The sequence below is a fragment of the Ancylobacter sp. TS-1 genome (assembly GCF_009223885.1).
Classification (GTDB): Bacteria; Pseudomonadota; Alphaproteobacteria; order Rhizobiales; family Xanthobacteraceae; genus Ancylobacter.
The window spans coordinates 3436467-3450268 of record NZ_CP045144.1 but is presented as its reverse complement, the minus strand read 5'-3'; the positions used below and the strand labels follow the sequence as shown (position 1 = coordinate 3450268).

Here is a 13802-nt window from a genome sequence, read left to right as displayed (position 1 = left end):
TAAGGATTTCTTCGGCGCGCAACCGTCATAGTCCCGGGAACAATCCGTAGCCGTAACGATTACGGCGCGGTTACAGGCCGGGGACGGGCCACATGGCGGTCGAGTTGCGACCATCGCAGGCGTTGCGCCTTCTGCACGAGCTTTCGCTCGCGCAGGTGCGGGACGATGCGCCCGACCTCAGCCCGCGCCAGCTCGCCATCCTGCTCAGCGTCTATCTGGAGGCGCCGCCGCACACGGTGCGCGGCCTCGCCGCCCGGCTCGGCGTCACCAAGCCGGTGATCACCCGCGCCCTCGACACGATGGGCCAGCTCGGCCTGCTCTCGCGCCGGCGCGACGAGGCGGATCGACGAAACGTCATCATCCAGCGTACGGTGGAAGGCGCGCTCCATGTGGAGCGGCTCGGCGACCTCGTGGTCGCCACCGCCCGTTCGCTCCCGCGCTGACCTCCCGCCAGCATAAAGCCTGCGCCATGACGCATCTGCCCGAAGGCCTCGATCCCCGCCTCACCGCCGCCCGCCCGGACCTCGCCGCCCTGCACCTGAAGGGCATGGTCGAGGCGGCCCGCTTCGTCGCCGGCGAACGGTTCGCCGTCACCCGGCCCGGCGTGCCGGTGCGCAAGGAGCCGGACCCGCTGGCGCCGCTTGTGACGGAGGCGCTCTTCGGCGAGACCGTCACCGTCTACGAGACGACGATGGAGGGCTGGGCCTGGGGCCAGCTCGACGGCGACCTCTATGTCGGCTGGCTGCCCTCCGAGGCGCTGTCCGCCCCCGGCGCGCGGGCCACCCACAGCGTGCGCGCGCTGCGCACGCCGGTGTTTCCCGGCCCTTCCATCAAGCTGCCGCCGACCGAGTTGCTGTCGCTTGGAAGCCGCGTTGCCATAACCGGCACGCGGGAGCGTTTCGCGGTGACGGCAGGCGGCGGATTCGTCTTCGCCGACCATCTCGCCTCGCTCGGCACGCATGAGACGGATTTCGTCGCCGTCGCCGCCCAATATCTCGGCGCCGCCTATCTCTGGGGCGGGCGCTCCAGCCTCGGGCTCGACTGCTCGGGACTGGTGCAGGTATCGCTCGCCGCCGCCGGGATTGAAGCCCCACGCGACACCGATATGCAGGAGAAGGCCGTCGGCGCGCCGGTCGCCTTTTCCGGCGCGCTCGGTGAACTCCGGCGCGGCGACCTGCTGTTCTGGCCGGGCCATGTCGGCATCGTCGAGGATGGCGAGACCCTGCTGCACGCCACCGCCTTCTTCATGTCGGTGGTACGCGAGCCCCTCGCGGCGGCGCTCGCCCGCATCCAGGCCGGCGGCACCCCGCTGCGCAGCGTCAGAAGGCTCTAGCCCTTTTCGGCGACGAAAGCGTCGACCCGCGCCCGGTTGAGCGCGAACCATTGCAGCGCGATCAGCACGAAGCCATTGGCGAAGGGGGCCGGAAACGGCGCGGTCAGGCTCGCCATCGCCTCGTCGACCGGCACCAGGAAAGGCAGCGTGTGCTCGGTCTCGCCCGGCTCGCCGGCCTCGGCCGGCACGTCGCGCGACTCCACGAGGCCGAGATAGAGCGTGGCGTACTCGTCGGTGACGCCCGGCGAGGGCAGGAAGCGCACCATGGGCAGAAGCGCGCGCGGGGCGACGCCGATCTCCTCGCGGCATTCGCGGAGAGCGGCGAGCTTCGGGTCCTCACCCGGCTCGATGAGTCCGGCGGCGATCTCGACCAGTTCGCCCGCGCCGTTGGCCAGTTCCGCGCCGAGACGGAACTGGCGGATCAGCACGAAGCAGGCGGCCGCCGGATCATAGGCCAGCACGCCGACCACCGGCCCGACCCGCAATATGTCGCGCTGCTGCACCAGCGGGGCGCCGCCGGCCCCGGCGAAGGTGGCGCGGATGCGATGATAGGGCCGGAACCCCGCGCCGACCGATTCCGGCGCGCTGGTCTCGACGGAAATCGTGCGGTCGGCCAGTTCCCCTTCCCGGGCACGCCCGCTCATGAGGCGGCGGCCTCGATGTTGAAGGCGGCGGCGAACAGCGCGCGTGTGTATTCGGACTTCGGCGCGGCGAAGAGGTCGGCCGCCGGGCCCTCCTCCACCACCACGCCACCCTTCATCACCATCACCTGCGAGGCCAGAGCGGCGACGACGCGCAGATCGTGGCTGATGAACAGATAGGTCAGGCCGCGCTTGTTCTGCAGGTCGCGCAGCAGGTCGACGATCTGCGCCTGCACGATCATGTCGAGCGCGCTGGTCGGCTCGTCCAGCACCACGAAGGACGGCTCCAGCACGATGGCGCGGGCGATGGCGACCCGCTGGCGCTGGCCGCCGGAGAATTCGTGGGGGTAGCGGTGGCGCGCCTCGGGATCGAGCCCGACATCGGTGAGCGCGGCGATCACCCGCGCCTCGCGCTCGTCCTCGCTCAGCCCCGGCTGGTGGACGCGCAGCCCCTCGCCGATGATGTCGGCGACCGACATGCGCGGGGAGAGCGAGCCGAACGGGTCCTGGAACACCACCTGCATCTCGCGCCGCTGGCCGCGCATCTGCTTGAAGTTGAGCACGTCGATCTGCCGGCCCATGAAGACGATCGGCCCGTCGCTGGAGATGAGCCGCAGCAAAGCGAGGCCCAGCGTGGTCTTGCCCGAACCGCTCTCGCCGACGACGCCGAGCGTTTCGCCGCGCCGTATCTCCACCGAGATGCCGTCCACCGCCTTGATGTGGCCGACCGTCTTGCGCAGCACGCCGGCCTTGATCGGGAACCAGACCTTCAGGTTCTTCGCCTCCAGCACCACGGGGGCTTCCGGGTGCGGCGGGGCGGGATTGCCGCGCGGCTGGGCGGCGATGAGGGCCTTTGTATAGGGATGCTCCGGCCGGGCGAAGATGTCCGCCACCGGCCCCGCCTCGACGATCTTGCCGTGGTTCATCACGCAGACCCGGTCGGCGATGCGGCGTACGATGCCGAGATCATGGGTGATGAACAGCATCGCCATGCCGAGCCGGCGCTGAAGATCCTTCAGCAGGGTGAGGATCTGCGCCTGCACGGTGACGTCGAGCGCGGTGGTCGGCTCGTCGGCGATGAGCAGCTGCGGCTCGTTGGCGAGCGCCATGGCGATCATCACGCGCTGGCGCTGGCCGCCGGAAAGCTGGTGCGGGTAGGAGCCCAGGCGGGTTGCCGGATCGGGGATGCCGACCTCGTCGAGCAGCTCGATCACCCGCGCCCGCGCCGCCGGCCCGCGCATGCCCCGGTGCAGGAACAGGATCTCGGCGATCTGCTGCTCGACGGTGTGCAGCGGATTGAGCGAGGTCATCGGTTCCTGGAACACCATGGTGATGTCGTTGCCGCGCACCCGGCGGATCTCGTGCTCCTGCATCGCGAGCAGGTCCTCGCCATCGAAGACGATGCGGCCGGACGGGTGGCTGGCCGCCGGGTATTGCAGCAGCTTCAGCACCGAGAGCGCGGTGACGGACTTGCCCGACCCGCTTTCGCCCACCAGCGCGACGGTCTCGCCGCGCTTCACGTCGAACGACACCTGGTCGACCGCCAACGTCGTCCGCCCGCCCTGGGTGAAGGCGACGGAGAGGTCCTGGACGGAGAGGAGGGGGATGTCGGTCAACGGGGTCTCGCTCACTGGAAGGTCTTCCGCGGGTCGAAGGCGTCGCGCACGGCCTCGCCGGTGAAGATCAGCAGGCTCAGCATGATCGCCACGGTGAAGAAGCCGGTGAGGCCGAGCCAGGGCGCCTGCACGTTGGATTTTCCCTGCGCCAGCAATTCGCCGAGCGAGGGCGAGCCGGGCGGCAGGCCGAAGCCGAGGAAGTCCAGCGCGGTCAGCGTCATCACCGAGGAGGAGACGATGAAGGGCAGCATGGTCAGCGTCGCCACCATCGCGTTCGGCAGCATGTGCCGCCACATGATGACGGGATTGGACACGCCGAGCGCGCGGGCCGCCTGCACATATTCGAAATTGCGCGCGCGCAGGAACTCGGCGCGCACCAGCCCGACCAGCGACACCCAGGAGAACAGGAGCAGGATGCCGAGCAGCACCCAGAAGCCGGGCGCGAGGATCGAGGAGATGATCAGCAGCAGGTAGAGCGCGGGAATCGAGGTCCATATCTCGATGACGCGCTGGAAGATGAGGTCGGTCCAGCCGCCGAAATAGCCCTGCACCGCGCCGGCCGCGACGCCGATCACCGAGGAGATGATGGTCAGCACGAGGCCGAACAGCACCGAGAGCCGGAATCCGTAAATCAGCCGGGCCAGCACATCGCGGCCCTGGTCGTCGGTGCCGAGCCAGTTCCATTCCAGCGCGCCGCAGCCGCCGGTGCGGCCGAGCCGCTCCACCACCGGCGCGCATTGCGCCTCGGTCAGCATCCAGGTCGGCGGCGAAGGCGCCGGGGTGGGAAGGTCGAGATTGTGCGTCGAGTAGGAATAGCGGATCGGCGGCCAGACCATCCAGCCGCCCTTCTCGGCGATCAGTTTCTGGAGATAGGGATCGCGATAGTCCGCCTCGGTCTCGAAATCGCCGCCGAAGGTGGTCTCGGGATAGGCGATGAGGCCGGGGAAATAATAGCCGCCGTCATATTCGACCAGGAACGGCTTGTCGTTGGCGATGAACTCCGCGCCCAGGCTCAGAATGAAGAGCACCGAGAAGATCCAGAAGCTCCACCAGCCGCGCCGGTTGCGCTTGAAGTTCGCCCAGCGGCGCTGGTTGAGCGGCGACAGCCGGGGGCGGCGCGGCGCCGGCGCGGCGGTAGGCGTTCCGGCGGGCGTGGTCGGCGGCAGGGCGGTCGTGGCGGCGTCCATCGTCAGACGTCCCGCGTGTCGAAGTCGATGCGCGGATCGACCCAGGTGTAGGTGAGGTCGGAAATGAGGTTCACCACCAGCCCGACCAGCGAGAAGATGTAGAGATTGGCGAACACCACCGGATAGTCGCGGTTGAGCACGCTCTCGAAGCCGAGCAGGCCGAGCCCGTCGAGCGAGAAGATGGTCTCGATCAGCAGCGAGCCGGAGAAGAAGGCGGCCACGAACGCTCCCGGAAAACCGGCGATGATGATCAGCATGGCGTTGCGGAAGACGTGGCGGTAGAGCACCGCCCGCTCCGACAGCCCCTTCATCCGCGCCGTGACGACATATTGCTTGCGGATCTCGTCGAGGAAGGAATTCTTGGTCAGCAGCGCCATGGTCGCGAAGGCGCCGAGCACCATGGCGGTGATGGGCAGGGCAAGGTGCCAGAAATAGTCGAGGATCTTGGCGCCGAGCGAGAGCTGGTCCCAATTGTCCGAGGTCAGCCCGCGCAGCGGGAACCACGAGAAGAACGAGCCGCCGGCGAACAGGACGATGAGCAGCACGGCGAACAGGAAGCTCGGTATCGCATAGCCGACGATGATGATCGCCGAGGTCCACATGTCGAAGCGCGAGCCGTCGCGCACCGCCTTGGCGATGCCGAGCGGAATCGAGATGGTGTAGGTGATCAGCGTCATCCACAGGCCGAGCGATATGGAGACCGGCATCTTCTCCGCGATGAGGTCGATGACCGAGATGTCGCGGAAATAGGAACGGCCGAAGTCGAAGCGGGCATAGTCCCACATCATCTTCAGGAACCGCTCATGGGCCGGCCGGTCGAAGCCGAACTGCTTCTCGAGCTGCTGGATGAAGGCCGGGTCCAGCCCCTGCGCGCCGCGATATTTCGAGGAGACCGGATCACCGGCCGGGCCGCTCTGCGGCATGCCGCCGAAGTCGCCGCCGCCGCCGGAAATGCGGGCGGTGGCGGAAGTGCCCTGCCCGGTCAGTTCCGCGATCACCCGCTCGACGGGACCGCCGGGAGCGAACTGAACCACCGCGAAGGAGACCAGCATGATGCCGATGACGGTCGGCACCATCAGCGCGAGGCGTCGGACGATATAGGCGAGCATGCGATCAGGCTTCCTCCGGCCTCGTCGGCCATGGCGCTCAAGGTGGCGGTCGGGCGCACCCGCGTCAACTTAACGTCCGTTCATGCAGGCATTCGCGTGAGGCTCGTCATCCCGGCCAAGCGCAGCGAGAGCCGGGATGACGCCTTGAGGGCTCACCCCGCCGAGCGGGTGCGCGCCGACCAGATCTCAGGGATGGCGCGCGCATAGGTCGGGCGCTCGGCCGTGGGCCAGGCGAACTCGTCCCAGAAGGCGATACGGAACTCCGCCGAATACCATTGCGGCACCCAGTAACGCCCCGCCCGCAGCCGGCGGTCGAGCACCCGGCAGGCGGTGCGCAGCGCGGCACGGTTCGGCGCGGCGATCGCCTGCTCGATCAGCAGGTCGACCAGCGGATCGGAAATGCCGGACAGGTTGTTGGAGCCCGGCGTCTTCGCCGAGACGGAGCCGAAATAGTTGCGCAGCGACTCGCCCGGCACCGTCGAGACCGAGAAGCGCCGCACCGTGGTGTCGAAGTCGAACTCGTTGAGCCGGCGCTGATATTGCGGCGGATCGACGAGGCGGAAATGCGCCTCGATGCCGAGCAGCTTGAGGTTCTTGATGAAGGGCGCGGTGTGGCGCTCCAGCGAGCCCTCATCGTCGAGGAACTCGATGGTGAGCCCCTTGCCCTGCGGGTCGACCAGGCGCCCGTCCCGGATCGTCCAGCCCGCCTCGCGCAGAAGCTGGGTGCCCTTGCGCAGAAGCGTGCGGTCCTGCCCAGAGCCGTCCGAGACCGGCGGCGACCACGGCGCGGCCTTGAGCACCGCCGCCTCTTCCGGCGTGATGCGGCCGCCCAGCGTTTCGATGAGGGCGACCTCGTCCGGGCCGGCCGGGCCCTCGGCCTTGAGGTCGGAATTCTCGAAGAACGAGGTCGTGCGCCGGTAGGCGTCGAACATCAGGTTCTTATTGGTCCACTCGAAATCGAAGGCATAGGACAGCGCCTCGCGCACGCGCGGATCGGAAAAATACGGGCGCCGCAGGTTGAGGAACCAGCCCTGCGCGCCCGAGGGCGTGCGGTCGGGCAGCACGGCCTGCTTCACCCGCCCCTCGCGCAGCGCCGGAAAATCGTAGCCGGTCGCCCAGGTGCGCGAGGTGAATTCCTGCCGGAACAAATAGGTGCGCGCCTTGAAGGCCTCGAAGCCGACCTCGCGGTCGCGGAAATATTCGTAGCGCACCACGTCGAAATTGTTCACGCCGACATTCACCGGCAGGTCGCTGCCCCAGTAGCCGGTGTCACGCTGGTACTCGATGTAGCGGCCCGGCTCGAGGCGGCCGACCTTGTAGGGACCCGAGCCGAGCGGCGTCTCCAGCGTGCTCTCGTCGAAAGGCTTCACGCTGTAATAGGCCTTGGAGAAGATCGGCAGCGAGGCGGCGAACAGCGGCACGTCGCGCGCCCGCGTCGGGGCGAAGCGCAGCACGGCGATATCGTCGCCCTCGGCCTCGGCGCCGATGAGGTCGCGCAGATTCTGCGCGATGATCGGATGCCCCTTGGTCTTCAACAGGTTCAGCGAGAAGGCGACGTCCTGCGCGGTGAGCTTCGAGCCGTCGTGGAAGCGCGCCTGCGGGCGCAGGCGGAAGCGGTAGACGGTGCCGTCGGGCGACACCGACACGCTTTGCGCCACCAGACCGTAAATGGCGTCCGGCTCGTCATTGGCACGCGTCATCAGCGTGTCGAAGGTCAAGTCGATGCCCTGCGCGCCGTCGCCCCTGAGGATGTAGGCGTTGAGCGAATTGAAGGTCTGGAAGGACTGGTTGAAGGCCGCCGTCGGCCCGATCTGCGAGAAGGTGCCGCCCTTGGGCGCGGCGGGGTCGACATAGTCGAAATGGGCGAAGTCGGTGGGATATTTCAGGTCGCCGAACACCGAGAGGCCGTGGCGCTCGGCCCCGGCGGGCGCGCCAGCCGGCGCGGTCTCCTGCGCGAAGGCGCCGCGCGGCAAAGCGAGCGCCGATCCGGCCCCGGCCGCCAGCGCAAGAAGGGCGCGGCGGGAAACGGCGAAGCCGTCATTCTGGACGGCCGAAACGGCCGATCCGGGATCGCGTGCCGAAGTCAGGCCCAGCGGATGACGATCCCGGCTCTCCGGCTTCGCCGGAGCCGGTCCTTGGGCTTGCCGAAGGCAAGACCCGAGGGGCCGAGAGGACGACGGGCCCCTTCCCGCCCCGCTCACTGGGTACCCCCGGTCTTGGCGGCGAGTTCGGCGTCCCACCACCAGATATCCGGGAAGCCGAAGGAATAGGCCGGCAGCTTCTCGGGTCGGCCGAAGCGGTTCCAGCGGGCGGTGCGGGTGGCCGGGTAGTTCCAACTCGGGATCACATAGTCATGCGCCAGCAGCACGCGGTCGAGCGCATGGGTAGCGGCGACCAGCTCCTCGCGGTCCTTTGCGTAGATGACCTTCTCGATCAGCGCGTCGATGCCCGGGTCCTTGATGCCGGCATAGTTGCTGGAGCCCTCGCGGTCGGCGGCGGCCGAGCCCCACATGTCGCGCTGCTCGTTGCCGGGCGAGAGCGACTGGCCCCAGCCGGTGATGATGATATCGAAATCGCGTGCGCGCAGGCGGTTGATGTATTGCGAGATATCGACCTGGCGCACGCTTACCGTGATGCCGAGGCGCTCCAGCGCCGGCTTGTAGAACAACGCGACACGCTCGAAAGCCGGGCTCGACAGCAGGAACTCGATGGTGAAGAGCTCGCCCTTGGCGTTCACCAGCTTGCCGCCCGTGATCTCGTAGCCGGCCTCGCGCAGCAGCTTGGCCGCCTCGCGCAGATTGGCGCGGCGCAGCCCCTCGCTCCAGCCTTCCGGGTTGGCATAGGGCGTGGTGAAGACGGTGGCCGGCACCTGGTCCTTCACACTCTCCAGAATCTCCAGCTCCTTCCCGGTTGGCAGGCCGGAGGAGGCAAGTTCGGTGTTCTGGAAATAGCTTGAGGTGCGCTTGTACTGGCCGAAGAACAGGGTGCGGTTCATGCCGTCGAAGTCGAGGGCGTAGTTGAGCGCGCGGCGCACACGCTGATCCTGGAACTTCTCCCGGCGCAGATTCGGCACGAAAGCCTGCATGGAGCCGGAGGCGCGGTCGGGGAATTCCTCGAGGATCACCTTTCCGGCCTTCACCGCCGGGAAGTCGTAGGCGGTCGCCCAGTCCTTGGCCGAGGTCTCGACGCGGAAATCGTACTGGTCGCCCTTGAAGGCCTCCAGTTCCACGGTGCTGTCGCGGAAATACTCGTAGCGCTGCTCGGCGAAATTGTTGGTGCCGACATTCACCGGCAGGTCGGCGCCCCAATAGTCCGGCACCCGTTCGAAGGAGATGGAGCGGCCGGGGATCACCTGCTTGACCTTGTAGGGGCCGGAGCCGAGCGGGATTTCCAGCGTGCCCTGGCTGATGTCGCGCGGCTTGCCATTGGCGTCGGTGCCGGTCCACCAGTGCTTGGGCATCACGCGGATCTGGCCGACGATCTGCGGCAGTTCGCGGTTGCCCGCCTGGTCGAAGGTGAAGGTCACCTCGTGCTCGCCGGTCTTCGCCGCCGACTTCACATGGCTGTAGTAATAGGCCTGACGCGGATTGTTCTTGGTGACCTGCTCGAACGACCACACCACGTCGTCCGCCGTCACCGGCTGGCCGTCATGCCACTTCGCCTCGGGGCGCAGGCGATAGGTCACCGAGGAGAAGTCGGCCGGGAAGCTCACCGCCTCGGCCAGCAGGCCGTATTCGGTGGCCACCTCGTCATAGGCGGTGGTCATCAGCGTGTCGTAGATGAGCTGGAGCCCCGATGCCGGCGTGCCGCGCGGCACGATGTCGTTGAGCGAATCGAAGGTGCCGTCGACCGAGAGCCGCAGCAGGCCGGCCTTCGGCGCCTCCGGGTTCACATAGTCGAAATGCTTGAAGCCGGCGGGGTATTTCGGCTGCCCCATAAGCGAGAGGCCGTGCCGCCATTCCGGCGCCGGCGCGGAGGCGGTGTTCTCCTGTGCCGCGAGCGGTCCGGCAGCGAGGCACATTCCGAAGAGGGCGGCGCCGAGCAGGGCGGCGCCAATCGCCGGCAAACCACGCACCGGCAGGCGACGCGTCGGCATCGGCCGGGCGGCGGAGGCGGGGAGGTCGGAGCGGCGGAGCCGGTTCTGCATGCACATATCCCTTTTGCGCGCCAACAGGCGCATCCGTTCCACAATACCGGACGCTGCCCGTTTGGCGACGACCGCGAACGGGAGCGACTATGAAGGGCGGTCTTCGGAAAAGAATAAGGCCGACGACGCATTGCGTCGTCGGCCTGACGTGATCGTGAAAAGGCGCGCGGCGTGGCGCGCCTTCTATCAGGGAGTGACGGGCGCCGCGGGCGCGGGCTCGGCGGGAGCCGGCGCAGCCTCGGGGGCCGGCGCGGCAGGAGCCGGAGCCGTCTCGGGAGCCGCCGGAGCCGGGGCAGCCTCGGGGGCCGGAGCCGCCGGCGCGGGAGCGGCGGCCGGGGTCGGCGCGGCGGCTTCGGGCTTGGCCGCTTCTTCAGCCTTGGGCAGCGGCAGCGGGCTGTGCGAGAGCGTGTTCAGATAGACCAGCAGGTCGGCGCGCTCGGTGTCCTTGGCGATGCCGGCGAAGCCCATCGCGGTGCCGGGAATGTCGGCCTTCGGATTCTTGATGAAGTCGGACAGGTCCTGGAAGGTCCATTCGCCGCCATGCGCCTTCATCGCGCCGGAATAGGCGAAGCCCGCCGCGCTGGCGACCGGGCGGCCGACGATGCCGTAGAGGTCCGGGCCGACCTTGGCGCCGGCGCCCTCGACGAAGTTGTGGCAGGCAGCGCACTTCTTGGCGACGGCGGCGCCCTTCTCGGCGCTGGCGGCGGCCAGGAGCACGGGAAGCGGCACGGCGGCCGGGGCGGCAGCCTGGGCCTCGCCGCTCGAAGCCTCTTGCACCGCGATCTCGAAGCCGGGCTTCTCCGGCGCGTGGCTGGAAAACAGAATGTCGGCGAACACATTCAGGCCGAGCGTGAAGGTGAGCACGCCCAGCACCGCACCAGCAATCTTGTTCAGCTCGAAGCTGTCCATCGAAATTATAGCTCCCTCACCCGGCGCGGCGACCATCCGGCTGGTCCGCCAACGCCCCGCGCGCAAATGTAACAGCCGCCTGCGTCGACCGCCAATGGCGCGGCGGAACTAATCATTTTGACGGTTGGCGTGCAACCCGTATAAGCGCGCCGCGGTGCTACGTTTCGCCACTCTGAAGGCGGGCACTCCGGTGCCGCGCGTGACGATGACAAGGCCCTGAAATGTCCTCCCGGGACACACTTATACTTATTCCAGCCCGCATGGCCTCGACCCGGCTGCCCGGAAAGCCGCTCGCCGACATTGGCGGCCGTCCGATGATCGTCGAGGTGGCGCGGCGTTCCGCCGCGGCGGATATCGGCCGCGTGGTGGTCGCCACCGACGACGAGGGCGTGCGTCAGGCTGTGGAGAAGGCCGGCTTCACCGTCGCCATGACCCGCACCGACCATGCCTCCGGCTCGGACCGAATCTTCGAGGCGCTCGGCCAGGTCGACCCGGACGGCCGCGCCTCGCGTATCGTCAACGTGCAGGGCGACCTGCCGACCATCGACCCGGCGCTGATCCGCGCCGCCGTCGATCTGCTCGACGATCCGGCCGTCGACATCGGCACGCTGACCGCCGAGATCACCGACCCGCATGAGCGCACCAACCCGAACGTGGTGAAGGTGGTCGGCAGCCCGCTGCGGGCGGACCGGCTGCGCGCGCTCTATTTCACCCGCGCCACCGCCCCCTATGGCGAGGGCCCGCTGTTCCACCATATCGGCCTCTACGCCTACCGGCGTGCCGCGCTGGAACGCTTCGTCGCCCTGCCCCCCTCGCCGCTGGAGAGCCGCGAGAAACTGGAGCAGTTGCGCGCGCTGGAGGCCGGCATGCGGATCGACGTCGCCATCGTGAACACCGTGCCGCTCGGCGTCGACACGCCGGAGGATCTGGACAAGGCCCGCGCCTTCCTCGCGCGCGAAACAAGCCTGAAAACGAGCCCGACAGGAAAGCCGTCATGACCAGCCGCCGCACCATCGTCTTCCAGGGCGAGCCGGGCGCGAACTCGCACATCGCCTGCCGCGAGGTCTATCCCGACCACGAGGCGGTGCCCTGCCCCACCTTCGAGGACGCCTTCGCCCAGTTGCGGAACGGCGAGGCCGATCTCGGCATGATCCCGATCGAGAACTCGGTCGCCGGCCGCGTGGCGGACATCCATCATCTGATGCCGACATCGGGCCTCACCATCATCGGCGAGTTCTTCCTGCCGCTGTCGCACCAGCTCATGGCGGTGAAGGGGGCCTCGCTCGCCACGGTGAAGACGGTGGAAAGCCATGTGATGGCGCTCGGCCAGTGCCGCAACATCATCCGCAAGCTCGGGCTGAAGGCGGTCGTGGGCGCCGACACCGCCGGCTCGGCCCGGCTGGTGGCCGAGGCGCAGGATGTCACCCGCGCCGCCATCGCCTCGCGGCTGGCCTCGGAGATCTACGGGCTCGACATCATCGCCGAGAACATCGAGGACGAGGCGCACAACACAACGCGCTTCGTCATTCTCGCCAAGGACGGCGAATGGGCGCCGGCCAATAACGGCCCGACCGTGACGACCTTCGTGTTCCGCGTGCGCAACGTGCCCGCCGCGCTCTACAAGGCGATGGGCGGCTTCGCCACCAATGGCGTGAACATGACGAAGCTGGAATCCTACCAGCTCGACGGCGAGTTCTTCGCCACCCAGTTCTATGCCGATGTGGATGGCCACCCGGACGATCAGGGCCTCAGGCTGGCGCTGGAGGAACTGTCCTTCTTCTCGAAGGAAGTGCGCATCCTCGGCGTCTATCCCGCGCACCCCTACCGCATCGCGCTGAGGGCGTAGTCCCGGCACCGTCTGCGTTCACGCGCCGGCCGCTGCCCTGTCGGCGTCATCCCGGCCGAGCGCAGCGAGAGCCGGGATCGTGCCCCGTGCCCCGCGTGTCACGCGATCCCGGATCGGTCCTGCGGACCGTCCGGGATGACGCACCATCCAGGGCCTACTCCGCAGCGGCTTCGCCGGCGGCGCGTTCCTCGGCGTCCTCGATGGTCTTCAGCGCGTCGGGATGCGGCATCGAGATGATGTTGTAGCCGGAATCGACGAAGTGCACTTCGCCGGTCACGCCCGAGGACAGGTCCGAGACCAGATAGAGCGCGGCGCCGCCGACCTCGTCGAGGGTGACGGTGCGGCGCAGCGGGGCGTGACGCTTCTGGTAGTTGAACATCAGCCGCGCATCGGCGATGCCCGCGCCCGCCAGCGTGCGGATCGGGCCGGCGGAAATGGCGTTAACCCGAATCCCCTGCGGGCCGTAATCGGCGGCGAGGTAGCGCACGCTTGCCTCAAGCGCCGCCTTGGCGACACCCATGACGTTGTAGTTCGGCATGACCCGGGTGGAGCCGCCATAGGTCAGCGTGATCAGCGAGCCGCCATTCGTCATCAGCGGCGCGGCGCGCCTGGCAAGCTCGGTGAAGGAGAAGCACGAGATCACCATTGTGCGCGTGAAATTGGCGCGCGTGGTGTCGGCGTAGCGGCCCTTCAACTCGTTCTTGTCGGAGAAGCCGATGGCGTGGACAAGGAAGTCCAGCGAGCCCCATTTCTCCTTCAGCGCCTCGAAGGTGGCGTCGACCGAGGCGATGTCCTCGACGTCGCAGGCGAGCACGGTATCGCTGCCGAGCTGCTCGGCGAGCGGCTTCACCCGGCGCCCGAGCGCCTCGCCCTGGTAGGTGAAAGCGAGTTCGGCGCCCTGCGCGGCCAGCACCTTGGCGATGCCCCAGGCGATGGAGTGATCGTTCGCGACGCCCATGATAAGGCCGCGTTTCCCCTGCATCAGGCTCATGCTCGATGTTCCTTCCGCTCGGG

General features: G+C 68.2%; 12 protein-coding genes. 4 read left to right on the top strand and 8 right to left on the bottom strand.

The window, feature by feature from the left end; translation table 11 throughout:
* Window positions 1-92: 92 nt before the first annotated feature.
* Window positions 93-443 (top strand): MarR family transcriptional regulator, encoded by a 351-nt coding sequence (locus GBB76_RS16140; RefSeq protein WP_152304252.1) that lies wholly within the window; start codon window positions 93-95, stop codon window positions 441-443.
* 26 nt (window positions 444-469) lie between these two features.
* The gene (locus GBB76_RS16135) at window positions 470-1333 is read left to right on the top strand and encodes a C40 family peptidase (protein WP_152304251.1); all 864 of its coding nucleotides are present in this window, start codon (window positions 470-472) and stop codon (window positions 1331-1333) included.
* Here the strand turns inward: GBB76_RS16135 and GBB76_RS16130 are convergent.
* The 7 genes from GBB76_RS16130 to GBB76_RS16100 form a co-directional block, all read right to left on the bottom strand.
* Window positions 1330-1977, bottom strand: a complete 648-nt coding sequence (locus tag GBB76_RS16130; RefSeq protein ID WP_152304250.1) for an NUDIX domain-containing protein — start codon at window positions 1975-1977, stop codon at window positions 1330-1332. The two genes, GBB76_RS16135 and GBB76_RS16130, sit on opposite strands and share 4 nt — an antisense overlap.
* Window positions 1974-3605 (bottom strand): ABC transporter ATP-binding protein, encoded by a 1632-nt coding sequence (locus tag GBB76_RS16125; protein WP_152304249.1) that lies wholly within the window; start codon window positions 3603-3605, stop codon window positions 1974-1976. The genes GBB76_RS16130 and GBB76_RS16125 overlap by 4 nt, the downstream gene beginning before the upstream one ends.
* Entirely contained in the window at window positions 3602-4777 is a 1176-nt protein-coding gene (locus GBB76_RS16120) for an ABC transporter permease (protein ID WP_152304248.1), read from the bottom strand. The genes GBB76_RS16125 and GBB76_RS16120 overlap by 4 nt, the downstream gene beginning before the upstream one ends.
* Before the next feature lie 2 nt (window positions 4778-4779).
* Window positions 4780-5886 carry a microcin C ABC transporter permease YejB gene (locus tag GBB76_RS16115; protein WP_152304247.1) on the bottom strand — a complete coding sequence of 369 codons (1107 nt, stop codon included), beginning with the start codon at window positions 5884-5886 and terminating at the stop codon, window positions 4780-4782.
* 152 nt (window positions 5887-6038) lie between these two features.
* On the bottom strand, window positions 6039-7859 hold the full coding sequence (locus tag GBB76_RS16110) for an extracellular solute-binding protein (protein WP_246668956.1): 1821 nt from the start codon (window positions 7857-7859) through the stop codon (window positions 6039-6041).
* 224 nt (window positions 7860-8083) lie between these two features.
* Window positions 8084-9982: an extracellular solute-binding protein gene (locus tag GBB76_RS16105; protein ID WP_202911253.1), complete on the bottom strand. Its 1899-nt coding sequence runs from the start codon at window positions 9980-9982 to the stop codon at window positions 8084-8086.
* Between the two features lie 237 nt (window positions 9983-10219).
* Window positions 10220-10942 (bottom strand): cytochrome c family protein, encoded by a 723-nt coding sequence (locus GBB76_RS16100; protein ID WP_152304245.1) that lies wholly within the window; start codon window positions 10940-10942, stop codon window positions 10220-10222.
* Window positions 10943-11163: 221 nt separating this feature from the next.
* Between GBB76_RS16100 and GBB76_RS16095 the strand changes: the two genes are divergently transcribed.
* Together GBB76_RS16095 and GBB76_RS16090 are read left to right on the top strand one after the other, a co-directional pair.
* Window positions 11164-11940 (top strand): 3-deoxy-manno-octulosonate cytidylyltransferase, encoded by a 777-nt coding sequence (locus GBB76_RS16095; RefSeq protein ID WP_152304244.1) that lies wholly within the window; start codon window positions 11164-11166, stop codon window positions 11938-11940.
* Window positions 11937-12788, top strand: coding sequence for a prephenate dehydratase (locus tag GBB76_RS16090; RefSeq protein WP_152304243.1), 852 nt, complete (start codon window positions 11937-11939; stop codon window positions 12786-12788). Before GBB76_RS16095 ends, GBB76_RS16090 begins: the two co-directional genes overlap by 4 nt.
* A gap of 154 nt (window positions 12789-12942) precedes the next feature.
* On the opposite strand, the gene fabI is transcribed toward GBB76_RS16090, so the two are convergent.
* Entirely contained in the window at window positions 12943-13779 is an 837-nt protein-coding gene (gene fabI, locus GBB76_RS16085) for an enoyl-ACP reductase FabI (RefSeq protein ID WP_152304242.1), read from the bottom strand.
* Window positions 13780-13802: the final 23 nt, after the last annotated feature.

Bases quoted from the DNA above. Each gene is read 5' to 3' on its own strand.
- GBB76_RS16090 (WP_152304243.1), top strand. From the start codon at position 11,937: ATGACCAGCCGCCGCACCATCGTCTTCCAGGGCGAGCCGGGCGCGAAC.
- GBB76_RS16100 (WP_152304245.1), bottom strand. From the start codon at position 10,942: ATGGACAGCTTCGAGCTGAACAAGATTGCTGGTGCGGTGCTGGGCGTG.
- GBB76_RS16120 (WP_152304248.1), bottom strand. From the start codon at position 4,777: ATGGACGCCGCCACGACCGCCCTGCCGCCGACCACGCCCGCCGGAACG.
- GBB76_RS16095 (WP_152304244.1), top strand. From the start codon at position 11,164: ATGTCCTCCCGGGACACACTTATACTTATTCCAGCCCGCATGGCCTCG.
- GBB76_RS16130 (WP_152304250.1), bottom strand. From the start codon at position 1,977: ATGAGCGGGCGTGCCCGGGAAGGGGAACTGGCCGACCGCACGATTTCC.
- GBB76_RS16105 (WP_202911253.1), bottom strand. From the start codon at position 9,982: ATGCCGACGCGTCGCCTGCCGGTGCGTGGTTTGCCGGCGATTGGCGCC.
- GBB76_RS16140 (WP_152304252.1), top strand. From the start codon at position 93: ATGGCGGTCGAGTTGCGACCATCGCAGGCGTTGCGCCTTCTGCACGAG.
- fabI (WP_152304242.1), bottom strand. From the start codon at position 13,779: ATGAGCCTGATGCAGGGGAAACGCGGCCTTATCATGGGCGTCGCGAAC.
- GBB76_RS16135 (WP_152304251.1), top strand. From the start codon at position 470: ATGACGCATCTGCCCGAAGGCCTCGATCCCCGCCTCACCGCCGCCCGC.
- GBB76_RS16115 (WP_152304247.1), bottom strand. From the start codon at position 5,886: ATGCTCGCCTATATCGTCCGACGCCTCGCGCTGATGGTGCCGACCGTC.